This window comes from Pseudoclavibacter sp. RFBJ3, assembly GCF_002931375.1.
GTDB lineage: Bacteria > Actinomycetota > Actinomycetes > Actinomycetales > Microbacteriaceae > Pseudoclavibacter.
Window position 1 is genome coordinate 84,697 of sequence record NZ_PSXZ01000006.1, and the last position, 24,582, is coordinate 109,278.

At 68.3% G+C, this 24,582-nt stretch carries 23 protein-coding genes and 1 tRNA gene; 17 read left to right on the top strand and 7 right to left on the bottom strand.

Annotated elements, in window-relative coordinates:
• Positions 1-156: 156 nt before the first annotated feature.
• Positions 157-242, bottom strand: a tRNA-Leu gene (locus tag C5E07_RS07935).
• Positions 243-373: 131 nt separating this feature from the next.
• Here C5E07_RS07935 and C5E07_RS07940 point away from each other — a divergent pair.
• The 3 genes from C5E07_RS07940 (at position 374) to mshC (ending at position 4,072) form a co-directional block, all read left to right on the top strand.
• On the top strand, positions 374-1,684 hold the full coding sequence (locus tag C5E07_RS07940) for a M20/M25/M40 family metallo-hydrolase (RefSeq protein ID WP_104299040.1): 1,311 nt from the start codon (positions 374-376) through the stop codon (positions 1,682-1,684).
• Between the two features lie 164 nt (positions 1,685-1,848).
• Positions 1,849-2,691 (top strand): undecaprenyl-diphosphate phosphatase, encoded by an 843-nt coding sequence (locus C5E07_RS07945; RefSeq protein WP_104299041.1) that lies wholly within the window; start codon positions 1,849-1,851, stop codon positions 2,689-2,691.
• Between the two features lie 64 nt (positions 2,692-2,755).
• Positions 2,756-4,072 carry a cysteine--1-D-myo-inosityl 2-amino-2-deoxy-alpha-D-glucopyranoside ligase gene (gene mshC / locus C5E07_RS07950; RefSeq protein ID WP_104299042.1) on the top strand — a complete coding sequence of 439 codons (1,317 nt, stop codon included), beginning with the start codon at positions 2,756-2,758 and terminating at the stop codon, positions 4,070-4,072.
• A 40-nt stretch (positions 4,073-4,112) separates the two neighbouring features.
• Here the strand turns inward: mshC and C5E07_RS07955 are convergent, their stop codons facing one another.
• Entirely contained in the window at positions 4,113-5,210 is a 1,098-nt protein-coding gene (locus C5E07_RS07955) for a proteasome assembly chaperone family protein (RefSeq protein ID WP_258063808.1), read from the bottom strand.
• Positions 5,211-5,297: 87 nt separating this feature from the next.
• On the opposite strand from C5E07_RS07955, the gene C5E07_RS07960 reads away from it, so the two are divergent.
• The 11 genes from C5E07_RS07960 (at position 5,298) to lnt (ending at position 16,682) form a co-directional block, all read left to right on the top strand.
• Positions 5,298-6,044: an HAD family phosphatase gene (locus C5E07_RS07960; RefSeq protein WP_146080543.1), complete on the top strand. Its 747-nt coding sequence runs from the start codon at positions 5,298-5,300 to the stop codon at positions 6,042-6,044.
• Complete coding sequence (locus C5E07_RS07965; protein ID WP_104241184.1) at positions 6,041-7,096, top strand: tRNA (adenine-N1)-methyltransferase; 1,056 nt, start codon at positions 6,041-6,043, stop codon at positions 7,094-7,096. Before C5E07_RS07960 ends, C5E07_RS07965 begins: the two co-directional genes overlap by 4 nt.
• On the top strand, positions 7,093-8,088 hold the full coding sequence (locus C5E07_RS07970; protein ID WP_146080544.1) for a hypothetical protein: 996 nt from the start codon (positions 7,093-7,095) through the stop codon (positions 8,086-8,088). Before C5E07_RS07965 ends, C5E07_RS07970 begins: the two co-directional genes overlap by 4 nt.
• Positions 8,089-8,138: 50 nt before the next feature.
• Positions 8,139-9,056, top strand: coding sequence for an FKBP-type peptidyl-prolyl cis-trans isomerase (locus C5E07_RS07975; RefSeq protein WP_104299045.1), 918 nt, complete (start codon positions 8,139-8,141; stop codon positions 9,054-9,056).
• Between the two features lie 9 nt (positions 9,057-9,065).
• Complete coding sequence (locus C5E07_RS07980) at positions 9,066-10,091, top strand: YafY family protein (protein ID WP_104241181.1); 1,026 nt, start codon at positions 9,066-9,068, stop codon at positions 10,089-10,091.
• Positions 10,088-11,059, top strand: coding sequence for a YafY family protein (locus tag C5E07_RS07985; RefSeq protein WP_104299046.1), 972 nt, complete (start codon positions 10,088-10,090; stop codon positions 11,057-11,059). Before C5E07_RS07980 ends, C5E07_RS07985 begins: the two co-directional genes overlap by 4 nt.
• Positions 11,060-11,165: 106 nt before the next feature.
• A complete protein-coding gene (locus C5E07_RS07990) occupies positions 11,166-11,483 on the top strand; it encodes a hypothetical protein (protein WP_146080545.1) in 318 nt (105 codons plus the stop codon).
• Positions 11,484-11,487: 4 nt separating this feature from the next.
• Positions 11,488-11,823: a Sec-independent protein translocase subunit TatA gene (gene tatA, locus C5E07_RS07995; protein ID WP_104299047.1), complete on the top strand. Its 336-nt coding sequence runs from the start codon at positions 11,488-11,490 to the stop codon at positions 11,821-11,823.
• A gap of 1 nt (position 11,824) precedes the next feature.
• Positions 11,825-12,694, top strand: a complete 870-nt coding sequence (tatC, locus tag C5E07_RS08000) for a twin-arginine translocase subunit TatC (RefSeq protein WP_308471359.1) — start codon at positions 11,825-11,827, stop codon at positions 12,692-12,694.
• Positions 12,691-15,141 (top strand): RNA helicase, encoded by a 2,451-nt coding sequence (locus tag C5E07_RS08005; protein ID WP_104241177.1) that lies wholly within the window; start codon positions 12,691-12,693, stop codon positions 15,139-15,141. The genes tatC and C5E07_RS08005 overlap by 4 nt, the downstream gene beginning before the upstream one ends.
• Positions 15,138-16,682, top strand: a complete 1,545-nt coding sequence (gene lnt, locus C5E07_RS08010; protein WP_104299048.1) for an apolipoprotein N-acyltransferase — start codon at positions 15,138-15,140, stop codon at positions 16,680-16,682. Before C5E07_RS08005 ends, lnt begins: the two co-directional genes overlap by 4 nt.
• Positions 16,683-16,806: 124 nt before the next feature.
• Here the strand turns inward: lnt and C5E07_RS08015 are convergent, their stop codons facing one another.
• Entirely contained in the window at positions 16,807-17,175 is a 369-nt protein-coding gene (locus C5E07_RS08015) for an RNA polymerase-binding protein RbpA (RefSeq protein ID WP_068479689.1), read from the bottom strand.
• Between the two features lie 99 nt (positions 17,176-17,274).
• Positions 17,275-18,045 (bottom strand): glycerophosphodiester phosphodiesterase family protein, encoded by a 771-nt coding sequence (locus tag C5E07_RS08020; RefSeq protein ID WP_181057880.1) that lies wholly within the window; start codon positions 18,043-18,045, stop codon positions 17,275-17,277.
• A 52-nt stretch (positions 18,046-18,097) separates the two neighbouring features.
• Between C5E07_RS08020 and C5E07_RS08025 the strand changes: the two genes are divergently transcribed.
• Positions 18,098-18,877: an SDR family oxidoreductase gene (locus C5E07_RS08025; protein WP_258063809.1), complete on the top strand. Its 780-nt coding sequence runs from the start codon at positions 18,098-18,100 to the stop codon at positions 18,875-18,877.
• Between the two features lie 113 nt (positions 18,878-18,990).
• Here the strand turns inward: C5E07_RS08025 and C5E07_RS08030 are convergent, their stop codons facing one another.
• Together C5E07_RS08030 and C5E07_RS19455 are read right to left on the bottom strand one after the other, a co-directional pair.
• Complete coding sequence (locus C5E07_RS08030) at positions 18,991-19,455, bottom strand: SRPBCC domain-containing protein (protein ID WP_181057882.1); 465 nt, start codon at positions 19,453-19,455, stop codon at positions 18,991-18,993.
• A gap of 20 nt (positions 19,456-19,475) precedes the next feature.
• Positions 19,476-19,655 (bottom strand): hypothetical protein, encoded by a 180-nt coding sequence (locus C5E07_RS19455; RefSeq protein WP_160071711.1) that lies wholly within the window; start codon positions 19,653-19,655, stop codon positions 19,476-19,478.
• Positions 19,656-19,890: 235 nt separating this feature from the next.
• On the opposite strand from C5E07_RS19455, the gene C5E07_RS08035 reads away from it, so the two are divergent.
• Positions 19,891-20,997 carry an LLM class flavin-dependent oxidoreductase gene (locus C5E07_RS08035; RefSeq protein ID WP_104299050.1) on the top strand — a complete coding sequence of 369 codons (1,107 nt, stop codon included), beginning with the start codon at positions 19,891-19,893 and terminating at the stop codon, positions 20,995-20,997.
• Positions 20,998-21,126: 129 nt separating this feature from the next.
• Positions 21,127-23,142: an AarF/ABC1/UbiB kinase family protein gene (locus C5E07_RS08040; protein ID WP_104299051.1), complete on the top strand. Its 2,016-nt coding sequence runs from the start codon at positions 21,127-21,129 to the stop codon at positions 23,140-23,142.
• Here C5E07_RS08040 and C5E07_RS08045 read toward each other — a convergent pair.
• Positions 23,124-24,581 (bottom strand): amino acid permease, encoded by a 1,458-nt coding sequence (locus C5E07_RS08045; RefSeq protein WP_258063116.1) that lies wholly within the window; start codon positions 24,579-24,581, stop codon positions 23,124-23,126. The genes C5E07_RS08040 and C5E07_RS08045 overlap by 19 nt on opposite strands.
• Position 24,582: the final 1 nt, after the last annotated feature.

A 24,582-nucleotide genomic window follows, 5' to 3' on the forward strand; every position in this document is an offset into this window, starting at 1 on the left:
GTCCTGGCAAGCCAACGTTGCCGAGTGTTTCCCTCCGCGCCGTCTCACTACGCAGTGCGTCAGGAAGCGCAGCGCAGATGACCTGAGGGAGGCAACAGGAAGCTGCGGCAGGGAACACGAAAGGCCCGGGAGAAAACTCCCGGGCCTTTCAACCTGTGCGCGAGGGGGGACTTGAACCCCCACGCCCTAATACGGGCACTAGCACCTCAAGCTAGCGCGTCTGCCATTTCCGCCACCCGCGCAGGTTGTGCTGTTGAGCACGAGGAGAAACATTACCAGGATTCCGGCGAAACGCTAATCGAGGCCGAAAAGCGTGCATCCCGGGCGCGTCGCAGGGACTATCTGGGGGACTCCGCGGCGGTAGCGTTGGGGCATGGCTGACTCCCTCGAACTCGATCCGACCGTCACGACGACCCAGGACCTCATCCGCCTCGACACCACGAACTACGGCGAAGGCCGCTCCAAGGGCGAGACCGAGGCTGCGCAGTACCTGGAGGCGCGGCTCCAGGCTCTCGGTCTGGACGTCACGACGATCGAGGCGGCCCCAGGACGCCCGAGCATCTTCACGCGCATCCCGGGGCGCAACCCGGAGAAGCCGGCGCTCGTCGTGCACGGCCACACCGATGTCGTCCCGGCGGAAGCTGGCAACTGGAACGTCGACCCGTTCGCCGGCGTCATCAAGGACGGCCTCCTGTGGGGGCGCGGTGCCGTCGACATGAAGAACATGGACGCCATGATCCTGACCGCCGTCGAGGAGATCCTCGGCGCGGGCGAGCTGCCGGAGCGCGAGCTGATCCTCGCGTTCTTCGCCGACGAGGAGAACGGCGGCCAGTTCGGATCCGAGCCCATCGCCCGCGACCATCCGGAGCTCTTCGCTGGCGCGACGCAGGCGATCTCCGAGGTCGGCGGCTACTCGATCACGGTCGGCGGCAAGCGCGCCTACCTGCTGCAGACGGGGGAGAAGGCGCTCCTGTGGCTGCGGCTCCACGCCAAGGGGAGGGCGGCTCACGGCTCACGGGTCATCCCTGCTGAGGAGAACGCCGTGACGCGCCTGGCCCAGGCCATCGCCAAGCTCGGCTCCCACGAGTGGCCCGTGCTCCTCAACGACACGACCTCCTCGATGATCACGGAGCTCGCTCGCCTCCTCGAGGTCGACCCGCAGGAGACCACGCCGGGTGCCATCGTCCTCGCGACCGGCAGCGCGTCCGGGTTCCTCACGGCCAGCCTCCGCTCGACGACGAACCCAACGATGCTGAACGCCGGCTACAAGCACAACGTCATCCCCGAATCGGCGAGCGTCGCCATCGACGCGCGGCCGTTCCCTGGAGCCGAGGACGAGCTCCTCGCGGAGATCCAGGCCATCGTCGGCGACGACATCGAGATCGAGACCGTGTTCCGAGGCATCGGCACGCAGGCTCCCGTCTCGGGCCCGATCGTCGACGCGGCGACGGCGGCCCTGCAGCGGCACGACCCCGAAGCCGTCGTCGTGCCGTACTTCCTCTCCGGCGGAACGGACAACAAGGCGCTCGCGACGCTCGGCATCGAGGGCTACGGCTTCGCCCCGCTCCGCCTCCCCGAGGGCATCGACTTCCCCGCGATGTTCCACGGCGTCGACGAGCGCGTGCCGCTCGAGTCGCTGGTCTTCGGACGCAAGGTGCTCGGGGACTTCCTGCGCAGCTACTGAGCGCTCGGTGGGCGTGCTCGATCCGGGCACGCCCGCTCTCCGCATCCATTCGGCTCCGGGGTGCCATCCGCGCCTGACTGCCGGATTCGTGTTAGCGTGCGCCGGGCCCGACGTGACCTCGACCGCGGCCGCAGCAGGAAATCTCTCTCGAAAAGGCAGTGGCAATGAACTGGTTTGACGCCGTCATCCTCGGACTCGTGCAGGCGCTCACTGAGTTCCTCCCGATCTCCTCGAGCGCGCACATCCGCATCGTCGGCGAATGGATCGGCGTGCAGGACCCTGGGGCGACGTTCACCGCCATCATCCAGCTGGGCACCGAGGCCGCCGTCCTGGTCTACTTCTGGGGCGACATCAAGCGCATCATCTCGCGCTGGTTCGGCTCGCTTCGCGGCAGCGTTCCGCGGAGCGACCCAGATGCGCGCATGGGCTGGCTCATCATCTTCGGCTCGATCCCGATCGTCGTCCTCGGCTTCCTGCTGCAGAGCCTGATCCGGGACCAGTTCAGGTCGCTCTGGATCGTGGCGTTCACGCTCATCATCTTCGGCGTCATCCTCGGCCTCGCCGACATCTTCGGGAAGCGCGCGAAGGCGCTGCAGGACCTCAACACGAGGGACGGCATCGTCTACGGGTTCGCTCAGGCGCTCGCCCTCATCCCCGGCGTCTCCCGCTCTGGCGGCACGATCACGGCCGGACGCATCATGGGCTACGACCGCCCGTCGGCCGCCCGCTACAGCTTCCTCCTGGCCGTGCCAGCCGTCTTCGGCTCCGGCTTCTACGAGCTCGTCTCCGCGTTCGGGGAGACGGAGGGCGCGCAGGCGCCCGTCGTCGGAACGATCATCGCGACGATCATCTCGTTCGTGGTCGGCCTCGTGGTCATCAAGTACCTCATGGCGTACCTCACCAAGGGCAGCTTCCTGCCCTTCGTGGTGTACCGCATCGCGCTCGGGACGCTCATCATCATCCTGCTGTCGTTCGGGCTCATGGACCCGACGAGCGGTGCCGCCTGACGCTGACACGCGGTGGGGAGTCCCACTCGACGGTGAAGGCTGGGGCGCGACATAGGATGTCCCGGTGCGAACCGTTCCCTCGTGGCCCATCCCTGCAGTCCCCTCGGTAGCCGGCAACGGCGGTGGTCCGATCAGGGTCTTCGACTCGGCGAGCGGACGTGTGCAGGACACCGTCACCCCCGATGGGATCGCGACCCTCTATGTCTGCGGGATCACCCCATACGACGCGACGCACCTCGGCCACGCGGCCACGTATCTCGCGTTCGACACCCTCGGACGCGCCTGGCGCGATGCGGGTCTCGAGGTCAGGTACGCGCAGAACATCACGGACGTCGACGACCCGCTCCTCGAGCGCGCCGCCAAGACGGGGCGCGACTGGCAGGAGATCGCGACCTCGCAGACCGACCTCTTCCGCTCGGACATGGCCGCGCTTCGTGTGCTGCCGCCCGACGCGTACGTGCGGGTGCAGGACAGCATCGCCGAGACGGGCGAGGCCATCGCGAAGCTCATCGACGCGGGACTCGCCTACCGGGTTGCCGTCGCGAGCGACGCGGCTCCCGCTGCCGTCACCGAGCTCGGCGACGTGTACTACGACGTCGCGGCCGCCGAGACCGCCAGCAGCTGGACGATGGGCGACGTCTCCGGGTACACCCCAGCCGAGATGGAAGCCGCCTTCCTCGAGTTCGGGGGAGACCCGGACCGTGAAGGCAAGCACGGCCCCTTCGATCCGCTGCTCTGGCGCAGCGCGCGCGACGGCGAGCCCGCCTTCGAGAGCGCCGTGGGACTCGGTCGTCCCGGTTGGCACATCGAGTGCTCCGTCATCGCGACGCGCACGCTCGGGGCCCCGATCTCGGTGCAGGGCGGCGGCCGCGACCTTCGCTTCCCCCACCACGAGCTCTCGGCCGCGCACGCCATCTCGCTGACCTCGGCTGACTCGAACGGCTCGGCCGACGACTTCGCCCGCGCGTACGCGCATGCTGGCCTCATCGCCTACGACGGAACCAAGATGTCGAAGTCCCTCGGCAACCTCGTGCTCGTCTCGAGGCTCACCGCCGATGGGGTCGATCCCATGGCGATCAGGCTCGCGATGCTCTCCCACCACTACCGGAGCGACTGGGAGTGGACCGACGCGGAACTCGAGCGCTCGAGCGAGCGCCTGTCTGCCTGGCGTGAGCGAGCACGGCGATCGATCGCCGGAGGAATCCCGTCCGAGCAGAGCAGCTTCGTCACGCGGATGCGGGCGGCGATCGCCGAGGATCTGAACACCCCAGCGGTCGTCGAGATCGTCGACGAGTGGGTGCAGGCGCCTCCGGCCGCCGGAGACGGCGACGTCGTCAGGCTCGTCGACGCCCTCCTGGGTGTGCGCCTCACCAGCGAGTAGCTCCGAGCGGGTCCCGGCCCGGGACCAGCTCCTGGCTGGGTCAGTCCTCGGAGTCCTCGGGTGCCTCGGTCTCCTCCGCGGCAGGAGACTCCGACTCGGCGGCGTCCGCATCCTGATCGTCACCCTCGGGCGCCACTCGGCGATCGCCTCCCATGGGCCGCTGCGCGGTCCCGGAGAGATCCGTCGGGAACGCTCCTGGCCCCGGCTGCGGCTTCTTCCCGGCCGCCTGCTCGAGGAAGCGCTCGAACTCCTGCGCGATCGCCTCACCGGACGCCTCAGGTGCCTCGACCATGTCGCGCGTGCGCTCGAGGTAGCCGACGTACTGCGCGATCTCCTCATCCTGCGCAGTCGCCTCCGTCACCTCCGCCTCCCATTCCGCGGACTCGGTGACGAGTTCGCCGTGGGGAATCGAGACATCGACGATCTCGGTGAGACGGTCGACGAGGGCGAGCGTGGCCTTCGGCGAGGGCGAGTGGTGCGCGTAGTGGGGAACGGAAGCCCAGAGCGAGAGCACCAGCATGCCACGCGAACGCGCTTCCTCGCCGATCGCCGACAGCACTCCCGTCGGACCCTCGTACTCGCTGCGGTCGATGTCGAGCTCCTCGCGGACCGCCGCGTCGTCGCTCGACATGAAGATCGTGATGGGTCTGGTGTGCGGCACGTCAGCGAGGAGCGCCCCGACGAGCACGATGCGCGTGATGCCCTCCCGCTCGCACAGGTCGACGACGTGCTTCGTGAAGCTCCGCCACCGCAGCGTCGGCTCGGGCCCGATGAGCACGAAGACGTTCTCACCGTTGTCGGAGCTCACCGAGAGCCCCGCATCTGCTGCGAGCTCGGTGGTCTCGGCCGGGGCCTCACTCGCCGAGGCCTCACGCAGCGGGATGCCGCTGAAGGCGACGCTCGGCCATTGGATCTTCCGGATCCCCTCCACACCAGCCTTCATGACCGGGCGGTGGATCGAGTAGTCGAAGAAGGACTCGTCGTCGATGTCCTCGATGAGGCGGTCCGCGCCGATAGCCTCCTGCAGCGAGCGGACGGCGCTCGATGCCGCATCGCCCGCGTCGTTCCAGCCGAGCAGGGCGACCACCAGCAGTCTGCCTCGCGCAAATGGTGTGGTGGCCTCGCTGTGATCCGTCACCGTGCTCCTCGCCATGGATGGACTGTCGTCCAAGGATACGCGGCGGGGCGTCGGCAGCCGCCCTGCCGCCCCGTAGACTGTCGCCCCGTGGCTCCTTCGAAACTTCCCGCCGCCGTCCTGTGGGACATGGACGGCACCATCGTCGACACCGAGCAGTACTGGCAGACCGCTCAGCTGAACCTCCTCAGCGACCACGGCCTGCCCCCGCTCACCGAAGAGCAGGAGCTGGGGATGGTCGGCTCGAGCATGGCCGACGCGTCCGAGTTCTTCGCTCGCCTCGGCGTCAGGCTCGAGCCGCAGGAGATCGTGGACCACATGAACTCGACGGTCATGGCGAGCATCCTCAGGGAGCTCGACTGGCGGCCCGGCGCTCTGGAGCTGCTGACGGACCTGCACGCTGCAGGCATCCCGAACGCGCTCGTGACGAACTCGACGCGCATCCTCGCCGACGCAGTCGTCTCGACGCTCGACGCCCCGCTGTTCACGATCGTGATCGCAGGCGACGAGGTCGACAACGGCAAGCCGCACCCCGAACCGTATCTCCGCGCGGCAGAGCAGCTGGGCGTCGCCCCGGAGAGCTGCATCGCGGTCGAGGACTCACGCCGCGGCCTCGAGGCCGCTCGGGCCGCCGGATGCGCGACGATCGGCATCCCGCACGGCCAGACGCTCGAGGCGCACCACGCGCATCTCGTGACGCACACACTCGAGGGCATCACCCTCGATGAGCTCGGCGAACTCGTCGAGCGCGTGGCAAGCGCAACGGCGACGGCGACGGGACAGGACGCACAGACGGCACACGACGCCGCCAACCGAGAAAGCGAAGCACAGCTATGACCCAGACCGACATCGGCGGACCCTTCCGCGCTGGAGACCGCGTGCAGCTGACCGGCCCGAAGGGGCGCGTCAGCACCCTCTACCTGGAGCCGGGCAAGCGCTACTTCATGCACAAGGGCATGATCGACCACGACACGATCATCGGCGTCGACGAGGGCTCGGTCATCGCCGCGACCGACGGCGGCCAGTACCTCGCGCTGCGTCCGCTGCTCGAGGACATCGTCATGTCCATGCCGCGCGGTGCCGCCATCATCTACCCGAAGGATGCCGCGGCGATCCTCGCGAAGGCCGATATCCGCCCTGGTGCACGCGTCATCGAAGCCGGCGTCGGCTCAGGCGCGCTCTCGCTGTGGATCCTGCGCATGCTCGGGGGGACGGGCTCGCTCACGTCCTTCGAACGCCGGGAGGAGTTCGCCCAGGTCGCGGAGGGCAACGTCATCAGCGTCATGGGCGAGAAGCCAGACAACTGGAACCTCGTGCTCGGCGACCTCGCCGAAGCACTGCCCGAGCAGCACGCCGACGGGACCGCCGACCGGGCCGTGCTCGACATGCTCGCCCCCTGGGAGTGCCTCGAGGTCGTCGCGGACGCCCTCAAGCCCGGCGGAGTGCTCCTCTGCTACGTGGCCACGGTCACCCAGCTGTCGCGCGTCGCCGAGGCCATCCGCGCGACCGGCCTCTTCACCGATCCGAACGCCGACGAGACGATGGTCCGCGGGTGGCACGTCGAGGGCCTCGCTGTGCGTCCCGACCACCGCATGATCGGCCACACCGGCTTCCTGCTCACGGCCCGCCGACTCGCGGACGGCGCCGTCCTGCCGAACCTCAAGCGCCGAGCCTCGAAATCTGACTTCAGCGACGAGGACGTGGAGATCTGGACGCCGGGATCGCTGGGCGACCGACAGGTGAGCGACAAGGTGCTCCGCAAGCGCGCCAGACTCGCGCAGCGCGGCGCCGCCATCACCTCAGGACAGGGCAGCGAGCCGGAGCCCTCCGAAACGCAGCAGGACGACACCGACGCGCAGAGCACCGGACCAGAGGGAGAGAGCGAATGAATCGCACAGGAATCCGACTCGTGGGGGCCGCGATGACCGCGTCCGCCGTCGCGATCGCCCTCACGGGCTGCGTCACCTGGCCGGAGAGCGAGCTCGACGTCGCGGCGTGCGAGCTGCCCGGCGTCGAGGGCACCGCTTCGACGAGCATCACTGCCGACGGCGCGTTCGGCGAACTCAGCGGCGCGACCCTGCCGCATCCCCTCTCGGTGACTGCTCTCGAGACCACGCGTGACGGCGTCGGAACCGGCGACCCGGTCACGCCGTCCGGAGTCGTGCGCGCGAACTTCGAGCTGCTCGACGGCGCCGGCGGCGAGGTCCTCGTGCCCTACAGCCCGACGGTCGCGGATGAGTCCGGTGCCTCCGCGCCGACGAGCGTGGCGACGATCGCGAACACCTTCCCCGGACTCGCGGAGGCCATCGAGTGCTCGCAGACCGGCGAGCGCGTCGTCGCCGTCATGCCCGCGAGCGTCCTGTTCGGCGAGGCGGCGGCATCGACGGGGGTCGACCCGGCCATGACGATCGTCGCCATCGCCGATGTGCTCGACGTGTACCCATCGAGTGCCGGTGGGCGCATCGCCGCCCCCGAAGACGGCATCCCGGCCGTCGTCACGGCACCGAACGGCACCCCTGGTGTCACCATGCCAGCCCAGGACCCGCCCGCAGCCCCGAAGCGACACGTGCGCATCGACGGCTACGGTGCCCCGGTCGCCGAAGGCCAGGCCGTGACGATGCAGCTCTCTGCCTTCGACTGGACGACCGGTGAGCAGGTCGCATCCACGTGGACCCCCGGCAACAACGTGCTCCAGCTCACCATGGCACCCACCGACGGCCTCTTCGGGCTGAGCCAGGAGATCGTGGGCACCCCCGTGGGCTCGCAGCTCGTCGTCGTGCTTCCCCCCGAGCGTCTCGCGTCCCAGCCAGGGCCGTTGAACGCCACGGCCACGCAGGGACGCACGCTGGTCTTCGTGATCGACATCCTGGCCGCCGAGTAGCGACCAGGCTGACTTCCCACCTCCCTCTCGATTCCACGCAAGGCGGATCAATGCAACGACGTCTCCCCGCGATCGCCGCGGCCCTCCTCCTCTCGCTCGGCCTGGCCTCGTGCGCCGGCAGCTCGACCCCCGCAGCGAGCGGAGACGCGCTCAGCGGCGTCGAGGTCAGCGGCGAGTACGGCGCAGCACCGACCGTCGAGATCGGCGATGTCGCAGGTCTCGGCGAGGAGATGGAGCGACGCGTCGAGATCGAGGGTGACGGCGGGGAGATCACCCTCGATTCCACGGTCGCCGCGAACCTGACGGTGTACGACGCTGGCACGAAGGCCGAGGAGAGCCCGTACGCACCGCTCGGGCAGGTCCTCGACCTCGACGCCGAGGGCATCCCGGGCTACCTCACGGGGCTCTTCGACGGCGTGACCTCCGGTTCGCGCGTCGTCGCCCTCATCCCCGCGGCCCTGCTCCTGGAGGGAACCGCCAACGCGGGAGCAACGGACACGCCTCCCGCGCTCGTCGTCGCCGACGTGATCGAGGTGCCGGAGACGCGGGCAACCGGAGCCGAGCAGGCGTCCACGCAGTCGCTCGTCACGGTCACGGATGCGACCGAGGGCGCCCCGCAGGTCACGATCGTCGAAGGTGTGACTGCGCCGGACGAGCTGGTCCTCGAGACACGCAAGCTCGGCACCGGCCCAGTCGTGGCAGAGGGCAGCTCCGTCGTCGTCCAGTACACCGGCGTCCTCTTCGCGACGGGGGAGACGTTCGACAGCTCCTGGGACCGCGGCACCCCCGCCCAGTTCTCCACCACCGGCGTCGTCGACGGCTTCGCGCAGGCTCTGGTCGGACAGACGGTGGGCTCGCAGGTCATCGCCGTCATCCCGCCAGCCCTCGGCTATGGCGACCAGGCGAGCGAGGCGATTCCCGCTGGCTCAACGCTGGTCTTCGTCGTCGACATCCTCGGCACGATCTAACATCGAGGCGTGGCAAGCGAGCGAACACCCCGAGCCAAGGCGCCCTCCGCTGCGGAGCGCCAGTTCTCGCTGGTCCTCGCGCTCCTGACGACCGAGCGAGGACTCACGAAGAGCGACATCTTCGAGACCGTCCACGGGTACTCGGGCGACAGCGGCGGGAGTGCGGCTACCGCGCGCGAGAAGCGATTCGAGCGCGACAAGACCGAGCTGAGAGACCTCGGTGTTCCCGTCGAGGTCATCGACGACCCGTCGGCGCCCGGCAACAACCAGCTCGCTCGCTACCGGGTGCCTCGAGGCGGGTTCTCCATGCCAGCAGGACTGGTATTCGATGCCGAGGAGACGGCCCTGCTCGCACTGGCCGCCCAGGTCTGGCGCGAGGGCTCCGTCTCGCAGGAGTCACGGCGCGGCCTCATGAAGCTGAAGGCGCTGGGGGAGAGCACCAGCGAGGATCTCGTCGGCGTCGCACCGCGTCTCCGGGCGCGTGACGCGGCCTTCGAGCCCCTCTCGACAGCCATCGAGGAGGGTCGACTCGTCTCGTTCTCGTACGCGAAGCCCGGCGAGGAAGCTGCGCGGGTTCGCCGGGTCGAACCGCTTGCTCTGGTGTTCGCCGACGCGAACTGGCTGCTCGTCTCCTACGATCTCGACCGAGCCAGCGAGCGCATGTTCCTCCTGGCACGCATCGTCTCGACGCCGAGGCCGCTCGGCGCCGTCGACACGACGCGCTACCCGGGGGTGACCCCAGAGCAGCACGCAGCACGAGCGCTCGACACGCTGGCGGAACTCGCACGCAGGCAGCGCGCGAGACTCGAGGTCCGTGAGGGCTCGGACGCCGAGGTCAGGCTCCGCTCCGTCGCGTCCACAGCTGACACCCCCTGGCGTGAGATCGAGCTCGGCTACACCGACGTGGACCTCCTCGCGAATCGCCTCGCGTCCTTCGGCTCGGAGGTCCGTGTGCTCGAGCCGGAACAGCTCGCCAGGCTCGTCGAGGCGCGCCTGACCGAGGTCGTCTCCGACCACAGCGAGGTCGCCCCGTGAGCCCCTTCGTCTCCGCCGACCGTCTCGCGCTCCTCGTGTCGCTCGTGCCGTACCTGCGCCAACAGGAAGCAGCGGTGCCCGTCGAGACCGCAGCGAGCCACTTCGGCGTGAGCGCGACGCAGGTCCGGGATGCGGTCCGACTCATCGCCGTGTCCGGCACTCCCGGCGATGCGGGGGTCTACAGCCACCTCGACCTCTTCGACATCAACTGGGATGCCTTCGAAGCGCAGGACCTCATCGAGGTGACCCACTTCGTCGCCCTGGAGGAAGCACCGCGCATGTCGAATCGAGAAGCGGCAGCCGTGATCGCCGGCCTCGGGTTCCTGCGCAGCCTCCCTCGGCTCGTCGATGAGAACCGCATCGACGATCTCCTCCGGAAGCTCGGCGCGAGCGGCGCGGCGCCCCACTTCGCCTTCGGCTCGATAGCGGAGGCTCCGGCCGCCCGCGACGCGGTCTCAGCCGCTCTCGCCACGAGGCGGCGCCTGCGCTTCCGCTACCGGCGCGAAGACGGCGACGAGAGCGTGCGCCACGTGGATCCCTTCACGCTCGAGACCCTGGGCGGGGACCTGTTCCTGCGCGGATGGTGCCTGGAGCGCGACGCCGAGCGCGTGTTCCGGCTCGACCGGATGCGCGAGGCGGTGGTCACGGATGTTTCTGCCGAGTCTCATCCTGCGGCCGCGACAGCCCGCCCGATCTTCACGCCGAGCGAGGAACACGTCCTGGTGACGATCGAGGCTGGGGCCGCCGTCCTGCCGCTCCTGCGCGATTACCTACCGCCGGGGCAGCCCGCGCCGGCTGTCGACGACCGTGGACGCGCCACCGTGCAGGTCCGGATGGCCTCGATGCGGCATCTTTCCCGTCTTGTCGCCGGGAATGCGGGGGAGATGCGCGTCCTGGCGCCCGCGTCCGCGCGTGCCGCCGTCGCCGATTGGGCCGCCACCGCGCTCCGCGAGCACCACGAGCGCTGAAGCTCGACGGCGAGCCAACGGCGGGTGACTGGCGATTCAGCTCAGACCAGGTATCGTTGGAGTCACTATGCCGTGGTGGAGTTGGGTTCTCATCTGGGTGGGCCTCGTGCTCATCCTGCTTGGCGTGCTCGGTGCACTGGGCTACTGGCTCTTCAAGAAGGTCGTCCTGCTGCAGGGCGAGCTGGCGGGCCTCGAGGTTCTCCTCGAGGCGTTCGAGAAGCGTGCGCAAACGCTCGTCTCGTTCACGCCTCCACGGAGCAATGCGATCGTTCGCGGTCTCCGCGAGGTCCAAGTCGAGCGAGGTGCGCTGAAAGAAGCGCTCGACGAAACCAAAGAGCAGCGTCACGAGCAGCGCCTGGAGCGTGGCCGTGAGCTGACGACCGCAGACCCGTTTCAATATGAACACCTTGTGAAAGGCAACTGACACCATGCCGAATCTGACTGGCCCACACCTCATCATCATCCTGGTGATCGTCCTGTTGCTCTTCGGCGCCCCGAAGCTCCCGGGCCTCGCGAAGAGCATCGGACAGTCGATGCGCATCTTCCGCGGCGAGGTCAAGAACATGAAGAAGGACGACGAGGTCGACGCCACGCCGTCCACGGACGTGTACTCGCAACCTGCCGCCGCTGCGCCGCAAGCACCCGCAGCCCCGCAGGCACCCGTCACGCCTCCCGTCCAGAACTCCGCTCCGGCAGCGCCGGCTCCTGAGGCCCCCGCGGCCCCGAGCTCCGATGCCAGGGGCACCGCTGGTCCTTCCAACTGACGTGACCCTCCAGCCAAGCGAGGGGCCGTCTCCGGCAGGAGTGCCGAAGACGACGCCGAAGAGAGCGAAGAAGGACCGCAAGCGCGATCCTGACGGGCGCATGCGCCTCGCCGAGCACCTCATCGAGTTCCGCAACCGGCTCATCATCTCCGCGATCGGCATCGTGCTCGGCATGGTGGGTGGATTCCTGCTGACGGACTGGGTCTTCAACCTGATGTCCGCGCCGATCCACGACATCGCCGTGTCCCAGGGTCGAACGGCGGACCTGAACTTCCAGAGCATCACGGGCGCCTTCGACCTACGGCTGCAGATCTCCCTCGCTCTCGGCGTGATCCTGTCCTCACCTGTCTGGCTCTACCAGATCTGGATGTTCGTCGTCCCCGGGCTCAAGAAGAACGAGCGCTGGTACGCCATCGGCTTCGTCGGGACGGCGATCCCGCTGTTCCTCGCGGGCGTCTGGGTCGCGTGGCTGCTGATGCCCCGCATCGTCGAGGTCATGGTGAGCTTCGCGCCCTCGGACAGCTCGAGCCTCATCAACGCGGGCGACTACTACAAGCTCATCATGACGCTCTGCATCGCGGTGGGCATCGCCTTCGTACTCCCGGTCATCCTCGTCATGCTGAACTTCGCGGGCGTCATCACGGGTTCCGCGATTCTCAAGGGATGGCGAACGGCCGTGCTGCTCGTTGCGCTCTTCGCGGCGATGGCGACGCCATCGGCTGACGTCCTCTCCATGTTCTTCCTGATGGCCCCGATGCTCGGTCTGTACTTCCTCGCTGTCGGCATCGCCATGATCAACGACCGACGGCGCGCGAAGAAGCACAAGAAGTTCGAGGCCGAGCTGGCGGCAGCCGAAGCGTCGGCTGCATGACCCCGAGCCCGTCCGAGCGCTTCGCGGCCAGCAGGTCCCGCGCTCAGCTGCAGCAGTTCGAACTGTTCCGTCGCGAACTCAGCTTCGACCTCGACGAGTTCCAGATCGCGTCGTGCGCGAGCGTCGAGGCCGGCAAGAGCGTGCTCGTCGCGGCGCCGACGGGCGCTGGCAAGACCGTCGTCGCCGAGTTCGGCGTCTTCCTGGCCATGCGCCAGCCGAATGCCAAGATCTTCTACACGGCGCCGATCAAGGCGCTGAGCAACCAGAAGTTCAGCGAGTTCGTGCGCCGCTACGGCGAGAGCGAAGTCGGCCTCCTCACGGGAGACGTCAACATCAACCCGCGCGCGCGGATCGTCGTCATGACCACCGAAGTGCTGCGGAACATGCTCTATGCGGGCAGCGATCTGCTCGACGACCTCGCGTACGTCATCATGGACGAGGTCCACTACCTCGCAGACCGGTTCAGGGGCGCCGTCTGGGAAGAGGTGATCATCCACCTCCCCAGCGAGGTGCGACTCATCTCGCTGTCGGCGACGGTCTCGAACGCCGAGGAGTTCGGCGACTGGCTGCAGACCGTACGCGGCGACACCGACGTCATCGTCTCCGAGGAGCGCCCAACGCCGCTGTTCCAGCACGTGCTCGTCGGCCAGCGCCTCTACGACCTCTTCGAGACCCGTGACGGAGACATCGCCGACCGCGTGAATCCCGACCTCGTCCGGGCCACGCAGGGTGGCGGCGGGCGGCGCGAAGACGGCCGCGACCGCGACCGCGTCGGGCGCAGGGGCCGGGGGAGCAGCTGGAAGGAGCAGCGATTCCAGACGGCCCGGGCCGACCGAGCTGGCCTGACGCGCATGCTCGACGATGCCGACATGCTGCCCGCCATCAACTTCATCTTCAGCCGCAAGGGCTGCGACCAGGCCGTCTCCCAGGTGCTTCGCGCCGGCGTCTCGCTCACGACTCGCGAGGAACGCGACGAGATCCGCTGGATCGTCGAGGACCGCTGCCGCAACCTCCTCGATCAGGATCTCGCGGTCCTCGGCTACTACGAGTGGACGGAAGGCCTCGAGCGCGGCATCGCAGCCCACCATGCGGGGCTGCTGCCCGCGTTCAAGGAAGTCGTCGAGGAGCTCTTCCAGCGCAAGCTCGTGAAGCTCGTCTTCGCGACCGAGACGCTGGCGCTCGGCATCAACATGCCGGCTCGCACCGTCGTGCTGGAGAAGCTGGAGAAGTTCAACGGCGAATCGCGAGTGCCCATCACCCCAGGCGAGTACACGCAGCTGACCGGTCGAGCGGGCCGTCGTGGCATCGACGTCGAGGGCCACGCCGTCGTGCAATGGGTCGGCGGGATGCATCCCCAGGCGATCGCCTCGCTCGCCTCGCGTCGCTCCTATCCGATGAACTCGAGCTTCAAACCGACCTTCAACATGGCGGTCAACCTCATCGACCGGTTCGGCCGCGCGCGCACGCGCTCCGTGCTCGAGTCGTCGTTCGCGCAGTTCCAGGCGGACAGAGCGGTCGTCGACCTCGCGAAGCGAGTGCGTCAGCAGGAGGAGGCCCTCGCGGGCTACGAGGAGGGCATGAACTGCCACCTCGGCGACTTCTTCGAGTACTCGCGCATCCGTCGCGAGCTCAACGATCTCGAGCGCAAGCGCATCCCCCACGACGAGGCGCACCAGCACGCCGCGCGCGAGCGCAGGCAGGCGAAGCTGACTCAGCTCCAGACCGCCCTCAAGCGTCACCCGTGCCATGTCTGCCCCGACCGGGAGCAGCACGCTCGCTGGGGTGAGCGCTACTGGAAGCTGAAGCACGACAACGACAAGCTGACCCGGCAGATCGAGTCGAGGACCGGGGCCGTCGCCCAGGTCTTCGACCGGATCACCGAGCTCCTGCTCGATCTCGGCTACCTCGCCCCCGCAGACAGCGGTGACAAGGACCTGGCCGTGACCGACCACGGGCGCACGCTCGCGCGCATCTACGGCGAGCGTGACCTGCTCATCGCCGAGTGCCTGCGCAGACAGGTGTGGAACGAGCTGAACCCGCAGCAGCTCGCCGCCATGGCTGCCGTCCTCGTGTACGAGCCGCGCCGCGAAGAGGAGACCCTCGAGGAGTACCAGCTGCCTCGCGGGGCCTTCCGCGGTGCCATGCAGACCACCGAGAAGCACTGGCAGTCGCTCGACGAGCTGGCCGAGAAGTACCGTGTACCGCGCTCGTCACGCCTGGCGACGAACCTCGCCCCCGCCATCTTCCACTGGGCGCACGGCGCGGAGCTCGAGCGTGTCCTCGAGGAGTCGAACCTCGCCGCCGGCGACTTCGTGCGCTGGTGCAAGCAGGTGCTCGACGTGCTCGACCAGATCGAGAAGGTCGCAGAGGGCAAGTTCGCGACGACCGCGCGGCAGGCATCCAGCAGCGTGCGTCGGGGCATCGTGGCGTATTCGGGGGTGGGGTGAGGTCCTTCTGGCTCTCCCTGCTCGCTGCCGTTGCCGGCGGCCTGCTGCTGAGGGCCGCCTTCCCAGGACCCGCGCTGTGGCCGCTCGCCTTCGTCGGCATCGGGCTGGTGCTCTGCTCCCTCATGCACCGTTCCGCCGGAGGGGCGTTCCTCGTGGGCCTCGCCTCCGGACTCGCCTACTACTTCCCGCTCATCGCCTGGGCCTCGCTGTTCCTCGGCCCCGTACCGTGGAGTGCGCTGAGCGTCCTCTCGTCACTGTTCTGGGCCGGGGGAGCGGTGCTCATCGCGCTCGCCTACCGTCGCCTCACGGCGCGCTGGGAGAGCGGCGCGAGACGCGTGATCTTCGTCGCGGCGGCGATCGCGGGACTGTGGACGCTGCGCGAAGCGATCTACTCGGCGTGGCCGTACGGCGGCTTCGCCTGGGGGAGAGTCGCGCAGTCGCAGTCAGCGAGTCCGTTCGCGGAGCTCGTGTCCTGGCTGGGACTCTCGGGCATGGGCTTCGTCATGGTCTTCCTCGTGGCGCTGACCCTCGAGCTGGGCCGCGCCCGAGTCAGACCCCAGACCTGGGTTACGGCGGCTGCGGCCGTGCTCGTGGTCGCGGTCGTTCCCATCTACCCGACGAACGAGATCGGTTCCGCCCGGATCGCCGCGGTCCAGGGCGACACCCCGGAGGCCGCCTACTTCGTCGACGGAGACCCAGGAGACGTCTTCCTCGGCCATGTCGACGCGACCCTCACCATCCCGGATGACGCCGACGTCGACGCCATCCTGTGGCCGGAGGGCTCGATCGATCTCGACCCGAAGACGTCGACCGGGGTGCGCCGCACGCTCGACCAGCTGAGCGAGCAGTACGGCGCCCCGATCGTGGCGAACGCCGTGACGGTCGAGGAGGGCGCGAGCGCCGACGACGACCGGTTCTTCAATTCGCAGTTCGTCTGGGACGCGGAGAGCGGCTGGGGCGATCAGTACGACAAGAAGCACCCGATTCCGTTCGGCGAGTACGTCCCGGATCGTGAGTTCTGGTACTCGCTTGCCCCTGACCTGATTGGCCTGATCGGGCGCGGCTACTCGCCGGGGGAGCGGGACAGCATCCTCGAGGTCGGCGACATCAGGGCTGGCACCTACATCTGCTACGACATCGTCGATGACGTGCTGATCCGCGACGCGGTCCTCGAGGGGGCCACCGTACTGTTCGCTCCGAGCAACAACGCCGACTTCGGGAAGACCGACGAGCCCGCCCAGCAGCTTGCGTTCGCACGGCTGCGCTCGATGGAGACGGGCCGCTCCATCGTGCAGGCGTCGACCGTCGGCCTGAGCGCCGTCTACTCTCCAGAGGGCAGAGTGCTCGCCGAGCTGCCCTGGTACGAGCCCGGTGTCATGATCGTGGATGTCCCGCTTGCCGACGGCCTCACCCCTGCGGTGCTCTTCGGGCGCGGCATCGAGGTCACGCTCGCTGCGCTCGGGCTGGGCCTGCTCATCGGCGCAGGAAGCTCCAAGACGCGGCGGATGAACACCGCGACCGTGCGCATCCCTCGACGCTAGCCGAGCCGGCCCAGTCCGAGACGGACCCGGCGGTGGCGCAGCGACCGGACACACGAAAGGGACGAAGCCAGAAGGCCTCGTCCCTTTCGACAGTCACGGTCGCTCGCTGAGCGACCAGCGGGGGTCAGACGTCTTTCGCGCCCTTGGTTCCGCGCCGTGAGCGCAGGAACGTGAGCCGCTCCTGGAGGACCTCTTCGAGCTCCTCCCGCGTACGACGCTCGAGCAGCATGTCCCAGTGAGTGCGCTGGTGCTTCTGCTCCGGCGCCTCGTAGGCGACCTGCTCGCCGCCCTCGTCGAGCAACCGACCCTCGTTGCCGCTCTTCGGCGATGCCCAGACCTCGGGCACCTCCGCTTCAGCGGCGAAGGTGACGGCGAAGCGCTCACCCAGGGTCGTCTCGTACGTTCGCACCTGGCGGTCGACAAGGACAACGCCCTCGTCACTCTGCAGGCTCTGTGCGCCGAGCCGCATTCCGCGCAGACTCCGATCAGCCATTGCTGACCTCCTCTCCTCGTCAGTGCGGTTCTACTTCTATCGTCCCAACGTCCCATTGTGCCGCGGTATTCCCGCGCGTTCGCCCTTTTCCTTCGAAACTCACACATTCCCGCGGCTTCGAACGACCTCGACGGCAAGATCCGCGCGGTCCGTCACGAGACCGTCGACGCCTCGCTCGAGGAGCTCCGCCATCTTCGACGGGTCGTTGATCGTCCAGACGTGCACTTCCGGCACGTGGCGGTGGAAGGCTCGCAGCCTCGTGGGGGAGAGCAGGTCGATCCGCGCGGCCCGCTCGGGAATCTGCACCGCTGAGACGCCCCGGAGCGCCCGATGCAGCATCCCACGCGACCGCAGCGACACGCCGACGAGCGCGGCCGCGATGGCGGAGCTCGCGGCCCCGCGGGCTGCCTCTGGAATGAGAGTCGCGGTCAGCTGCAGACGACGAGCTGAGAACGACGTGACGAGCACTCGTCGCTGCGCGTTCGTCCGTCGAACGGCGGCAGCGACGGCGTCGACGGCATCCGCTGATTTGACGTCGATGTTGAATCGAGCCTGCGGGAAGGCGTCGAGTGCCTCGTCGAGGGGGAGCAGCAGCGCCCCAGGAGTGCGCCCGGCCGACGTCAGCCGCGTCAGCTCGGCGATGGGGGAGCCGGCGAGGCTCCGATCGCTCCCGTCGAAGCCCTCGAGGGTCGCGTCGTGCCAGAGCACCGCGCGCCCGTCCCTGGATGCACGGGCATCCGTCTCGATGTGGGTGGCGCCGACGTCGAGGGCGGCGCGAAAGGCCTCGCTGGTGTTCTCCGTGGCCCGCAGCGCGAGCCCGCGGTGGGCGAGGACACGTGGGGGAGCGCCATCCAGGTACGGGTGCTGCATGCGTCCAACGGTAGTGCGCCCGGCTCTCGTCACGCCCAATAGAATCGAGCACATGGCTGAACAGATTCTCAACCCGCTGGCCGCCGGAGCACTCGAGGGCAAGCGTGCGCTTGTCACGGGTTCTTCCCGCGGCATCGGCGCGGACACCGTCAAGTTCCTCGCGCAGGCTGGCGCCAAGGTCGTCGTGAACTACCGCAACAAGGAAGCGCGGGCCGTCAAGCTCGTCGACGCGATCGCGGCCGACGGTGGTACCGCGATCGCCGTCGGTGCCGACCTCACCGACGCCGGGAGCCGCCAGGAGCTCTTCTCGACCATCGAGCGCGAGTATGGGGGCCTCGACGTGCTTGTCCTCAATGCCTCGGGCGGCATGGAGTCGGGCCTCGGAGAGGACTACGCGCTGAAGCTCAACCGCGACGCGCAGGTCGAGACGCTCACTGGCGCGCTCGAGCTCATGCGTGACGGGGGCCGTGTCGTCTTCGTGACGAGCCACCAGGCGCACTTCATCCGCACGACGCCCACGATGCCCGAGTACGAGGCAGTCGCCAGCTCGAAGCGGGCGGGGGAGGACGCGCTCCTCGAGCGAGTTCCGGAGCTCGCCGAGCGCGGCATCGAGTTCGTCGTCGTCTCCGGCGACATGATCGAGGGCACGATCACCGCGACGCTGCTCGACCGCCTCAACCCGGGCGCGATCGCCGCCCGTCGCGAAGAGGCCGGCAAGCTCTACAACGTGCAGGAGTTCGCGGCCGAGGTGACGAAGGCCGTCGTCGAGCCGGTTCCTGCCGACAACATCCGCCTCATCGGCGACACGTCGGGCTTCGCCGCCGAGGCCTAGACGCGGGGATTCTGCTGTCGCGAACGACGATGCCCGGACCAGCTGGTCCGGGCATCGTCGTTCTGACCAGCGTCGTCGTGAGCACCGCCGATGTTCGGCGATCAGCGGCGACGTCAGGCGTTCTTGAGCGAGTTCGTCGCGAGCTTCCGGCCGGGTCCATCCTCGAACAGCTCCTGGAGCTGGAGGAGGTGCTCACGCCAGCCATCGCGGTACTTGGCCACGTGGATCTCGGCGTAGTCACCGCGGGGGAACCCCTGCTCGAGGACTCGCACCTTGCTCTTCTTGTCGTTCTGCTGGACGACGACGAGCACAACATCGGTCTCGAACTCGCCGGATTTCGTCTTCCACGTGAAGTGGAGTTCCTCTGGCGCGTCGATCTTGGTAATGTTTCCCGTGGTGATACGGGGTTTCTTCTTGCCTGGCCGGAGCGATCGAGCCGTGATCTTCGCACCGCGCTTGATCTTGAACTCAGAATCGGCCCACCAGAGCTCGCGCAGGTCTTCATCGACCAGCGCCTGCCAGATGAGCTCAGCTGGAGCCTTGATCCGGACGCTGATGTCGATGCTGGGGGTGAACACCGCGCGGGAGGCTTCGGTCGCTACTTGCGGCTTTGTCCCACGAGCTGCCACGGAATGAAGAGCGCCAGCGAGTTCAGCAGGATGCCGGCGAGGAACACGAGAAGGCGAAGCGTGTCGCCGTCGACCTGGAACGCCAGGCCGTAGCACCAGAGTCCGGCGCCGAAGATGATGATGCAACCGATGGCAATCAGAACGCTCACGAGTGTCGGCTCCCAGGATCTCGATGTGGCTCAGGCCACGAAGTCTGCCACGGCGAAGTACTCACCGTGCACTCACAGCCTACTTGATCACCGAGGCAGAACCCGCGCAGTCCAGGCCGGGTTTCACGACATCCGATAATGCACATTATGACATTACGAGCAGACGCCGGGCTTCCGCTGGTGCCCTGCGCCCGCGAGACGAGGCCTTTCGCCGCCTTACCGGTCTTTACGCCGCGTGACCAAGGCGCCATTCGAGCTCCCCGGCCAGCGGGATGCTGAGGGCATCATGAGCGAGCCAGACACCCACCCCGTAGCCACCACCCGCAAGCGCCTCTCCTTCCTGGCCTTCGTCGAGCACACACGAGTGTCCTCGAACGCCTCGCTCGGACTCCAGGAGGGCCTCGAGCTCTTCGAGTACGCGGAAGACCTCGGCTACGACACCGGCTACGTGCGCCACCGTCACCTCGAGACGTACCTCTCCTCGCCGTTCACGTTCCTCGCGGCGGTCTCGCAGCGTGCGAAGCGCATCAGGATCGGAACGAGCGTCACTCCCCTGCGATTCGAGCAGCCCGTGAGGCTCGCCGAGGACGCGGCGACGCTCGACCTGCTCTCGGAGGGCCGGCTCGAGCTCGGGCTCAGTTCCGGGTACGCGGCCACGGAGTCGACGTTCTCGCAGGCATTCGGTGAGATCGAGGGCGATGACATCAGGGCGCTCGTCGACGCTCGACTCTCGAGCTTCCTCGCAGCGCTCGAGGGGCGCACGGTCGCGACGGCCGAGTCGGATCTCTCGTTTGCCAAGGCGGGTGCCGAGCTCACCGTGCAGCCGCACAGCCCGGGCCTGCGAGACCGCGTGGCCTACGGCGCCGGTGGCGGCACCAGCGCGCAGAAGGCCGGCGCCCGCGGCCTCCGGCTCCAGCTGTCGACGCTCAACACGGAAATCGGCGAGCTCGGCTTCGAGGACACCCAGGCCCAGTCGATTCGCACGTACCGCGACGAACACGCCAAGGTGCGCTCATCCCCCGCCTCCCCCTCCTTCGCATCCGTGAGTCGCGCCATCGTGCCCTTCGACTCGGCGACCGAACGTGCTGAGCTGGAGTGGCTGCTCGAGCGCGACGCCGAGCGCGCAGCGAGTGTCGGCGAGGGGCCGCTGCCCTTCCAATTCGGGCGGGTCGCGCACGGATCTGGCGAGCAGATCGCCGAGGCGCTCATCGACGATGCCGGCATCCACGCGGCCGACGAGCTGGTCATCGCACTCCCCTTCGACTACCCGGCCGAAACGCAGCGGCGCATCCTGCGTCAGTTCGCGGAGGACGCCGCGCCCCACCTCCCCTACCTGCGCTGACGGGAGTCCCTGCCTGGGCACTACGGCGTTGCGGCCGAGCGGCAGGAGAGGCTCGGTTCGGACCCGGGCGTGGCCCGGCGATCGGCCTTGCCGCTAGCCTGGGCGGGACCCCACACCACGAGGAGCGCCGTGTTCGCCAACGCCCTGCTGATCGCCGTCGCCATCCTCGCCGCCATCCTCGTTGGGCTCGTCGCCCGCCGGGTGCTCGGTGTGCCGATCGGCTACATCCGCTCGATCATCGTCGGCGCGCTCGTCGTGGTCGCCTCGATCCCGTTCGGCAACTGGATCATCCGCGAGACGGGCGTCGACCAGCTCGAAGACGGGGAGACCAACTTCACGGTCGTGGTCGTCGTCGTCCTCCTCGCCGTCTCGTGGATCTTCGCGCTTGGCGTGCTGATCCTCGTGGCCCTCGAGGCGACGATCCCGACGAGGGCCTTCCCCAACCCGATCGAGCTCGTGCGCTCCGCGATTCGCCGCCGGAGCCGCACGAGGCGATACCTGCAGATCCTCACGATCGCCTCGCGCGACGGCGCAGGGTGGCTCCTGCACGGGCGCCGGAGCCCCGCCAACGAGGGGCGTACGACCGCCCAGCAGCGAGCGGATGCGCTGGTCACGACGATCAACAACGCCGGCGTCACCTTCGTCAAGCTCGGCCAGGTGCTCTCGACGAGGCGAGACCTCGTGCCCGAGCCCTACCTGTCCGCCCTCGCACGGCTGCAGTCGAACGCCACGACCGTGCCATGGCCCGAGATCGAAGCGGTGCTCAAGAGCGAGCTCGGGGTGCCGCTGGACACCGTGTTCGGGGAGATCGACTCCACTCCCCTGGCCGCGGCCTCCGTCGCCCAGGTGCACCGCGCCCGGCTGGTCGACGGCACACCCGTGGTCGTCAAGGTCCAGCGACCTGACGCGCGGGCGCAGGTCGAGGCGGACGTCGACATCATCGGGCGCCTCGCGGACCGGGCGGAGACCCACACGGCACTCGGCAGGGAGATGCGCCTCTCCGCGATGGCCGCCGGCTTCACGACCACGCTCGCGGAGGAACTGGACTACCGGGTCGAGGCCCGCAACGTGCACATGATCGAGAGCACGATGCGCGACATCCACGCGGGGTCGCCGAGGCTCCAGAAGATCGCCATCCCGTCCGTCTACACCGCGGCGAGCACCCGCAGGGTGCTGACGATGGATGTCATGGACGGCAGCCCGCTGAGCTCGGCGGACGAGCGCCTCGGAGCGCTCGGCCCGGAAGCACGACACGACCTCGCGCAGACGCTCATGGAGACGGTGATCGAGCAGATCCTCGTCTACGGCGTGTTCCACGCGGATCTGCATCCTGGGAACGTGTTCATCCGGGACGACGGCTCGCTCGGCCTGATCGACTTCGGGGCGATCGGGATCGTCCAGCGAAGCCAGCGCGAACATCTTGCGGCGTTCCTCCTCTCCGCGGCGAGCGACGACGACGTCTCAGCGGCCGACGCCCTCCTGCTCATCGTGGACGCGCCGGAGGACCTCGACGTCGACGCGTTCCGTCACGACATCGGGATAGCGCTCACCTCGGTCCAGCATTGGCCGCGCGGAGAGGGGTCGATCTTCACGATGATGCTCGACGTCATCCGGAAGCACCACCTGGCGCTCCCCTCCACCCTGGCATCCGCGTTCCGCAGCTTCGCGACGCTCGAGGGCTGCCTTCGAGTGATCGAGCCCGACTTCGACTTCGTGCAGCGGGCGCTGCCGTTCGTGCCGGAGCTGCTGAAGCAGCTGCTCGCCCTCAAGCGGGTCATCGGCACCGCTCAGGCGAAGGCCGCGGTCGCTGCCGCGTACGCGGCGCGCATGCCGAACCGCATCGACACGATCGTCTCGAAGCTCGAGGACGGCGAGTTGAGCGTGCGAGTGAGCCCGTTCTCCGACCGCCAGGACCGCAGCTGGCTCGGCGGGCTGGTGAGCCGGGGAATCGACACCGCGGTCGCGCTGACTGCGGTGATCCTCGCGATCGTGCTCGTGGTCGCCGGAGGCGGCCCGACCCTGGCTCCTGGCCTGGAGCTCTTCAACCTCCTCGGCGCAGTGATCGGCCTCCTCGGGTTCTTCGGGATCCTCCGCTCCATGCTGAGGTCCATCGTCGGCGCGCGCGGTCAGGCCTTCTCCGACTGAGACGGTGAGCGCTCCTCCGCTCTGGCTCGCTCGACCCGCTTGCTGATCACGAACCGCCACATCAGCCCGAGGCCGAGGAACCAGAAGGGCAGGACGATGAGGCCCGCACGTGTGTCCTCCCCCAGGAACAGCGCGACCAGGATGAAGACGAAGAAGGCCAGCACGACCCACGGCATGAAGCGTCCACCCGGCATCTTGAACTTCGAGGCCTCATGGAGCTCGGGACGCTTCTTCCGGAACATGAGGTAGCTGACCAGGATGAACGTCCAGGTCGCGATGAAGTTCAGCGAGCTCACCGAGGTCACCACGGTGAACGCCGCCATGACGTTGTCGCCGAGAGCCAGCACCGGGAGGGCCGCGAACAGGAACGCCGTCGTGAAGAAGACGCCCTGCGTCGGCACGCCGCGTGCGTTCAGGAGCCCGAAGCGCCTCGTGGCCTGGCCGTCCTTCGCGAGGCCGTAGAGCATCCGCGTGGACGAGTAGAAGCCGGAGTTGGCGCTCGAGGCGGCAGACGTGAGCACCACCAGGTTCACGACGATCGCCGCGGCCGGGAAGCCGATGAGCTCGAACATGGAGGTGAAGGGACTCACCCCCGGCTCGATCAGGTTCCACGGAGTGACCGACATGATGATGACCAGGGCGCCGACGTAGAAGACGAGGATGCGAACGACCACCGAGTTGATGGCCTTCGGCAGGTTCTTCTCCGGGTCCTCAGCCTCGGCTGACGCCGTTCCGACGAGCTCGATGCCGACGAAGGCGAAGACCCCCATCTGGAACCCCAGGATGAAGCCGCTGATCCCGAACGGGAACATGCCGCCCTGATCCCAGAGGTGGGAGACGGACGCCGTCACGCCGTCCGCGCTCGTGAACCCGGTCACGAGCAGGACGATGCCGACGGCGATCAGGGCGAGGATCGCGACGACCTTGATGATCGCGAACCAGAACTCGGTCTCGCCGAACGCCTTCACGGGCTGCAGGTTGAGGAGGAGCAGGCCGATGGCCGTCGCGATCGCCGGCACCCAGGCGGGGATGCCGTCGTTGAAGAACGCCACGTACCCGGTGATCGCCACGATGTCCGCGATGACCGTGATGACCCACGCCAGCCAGTACGTCCAGGCGACCACGTACCCGGCCCAGGGCCCGATGAGGTCAGCCGCGACATCCCCGAAGGTCTTGTAGCCGAGGTTGGAGAGCAGCAGCTCCCCCAGCGCGCGCATCACGAAGAAGAGCGCGAACCCGACGATCGCGTACACGAAGATGATCGAGGGGCCCGCGAGACTGATCGTCGTCCCCGAGCCGAGGAAGAGCCCCGTTCCGATCGCCCCGCCGATGGCGAGCAGCTGCAGGTGGCGGGACTTGAGCCCACGCCGGAGGCCGCCGTCGCCCGTCTCATCGCCACGTGGATGCTGCGCTTCGGTCTGGATAGCCCTGCTGGTCACC

What these genes read in the sequence shown, in the direction of transcription:
- C5E07_RS07940 (WP_104299040.1), top strand. Translation starts at nt 374, where the DNA reads ATGGCTGACTCCCTCGAACTCGATCCGACCGTCACGACGACCCAGGAC.
- C5E07_RS07945 (WP_104299041.1), top strand. Translation starts at nt 1,849, where the DNA reads ATGAACTGGTTTGACGCCGTCATCCTCGGACTCGTGCAGGCGCTCACT.
- C5E07_RS07965 (WP_104241184.1), top strand. Translation starts at nt 6,041, where the DNA reads ATGACCCAGACCGACATCGGCGGACCCTTCCGCGCTGGAGACCGCGTG.
- C5E07_RS07970 (WP_146080544.1), top strand. Translation starts at nt 7,093, where the DNA reads ATGAATCGCACAGGAATCCGACTCGTGGGGGCCGCGATGACCGCGTCC.
- C5E07_RS07975 (WP_104299045.1), top strand. Translation starts at nt 8,139, where the DNA reads ATGCAACGACGTCTCCCCGCGATCGCCGCGGCCCTCCTCCTCTCGCTC.
- tatA (WP_104299047.1), top strand. Translation starts at nt 11,488, where the DNA reads ATGCCGAATCTGACTGGCCCACACCTCATCATCATCCTGGTGATCGTC.
- C5E07_RS08005 (WP_104241177.1), top strand. Translation starts at nt 12,691, where the DNA reads ATGACCCCGAGCCCGTCCGAGCGCTTCGCGGCCAGCAGGTCCCGCGCT.
- C5E07_RS08015 (WP_068479689.1), bottom strand. Translation starts at nt 17,175, where the DNA reads ATGGCTGATCGGAGTCTGCGCGGAATGCGGCTCGGCGCACAGAGCCTG.
- C5E07_RS08020 (WP_181057880.1), bottom strand. Translation starts at nt 18,045, where the DNA reads ATGCAGCACCCGTACCTGGATGGCGCTCCCCCACGTGTCCTCGCCCAC.
- C5E07_RS08025 (WP_258063809.1), top strand. Translation starts at nt 18,098, where the DNA reads ATGGCTGAACAGATTCTCAACCCGCTGGCCGCCGGAGCACTCGAGGGC.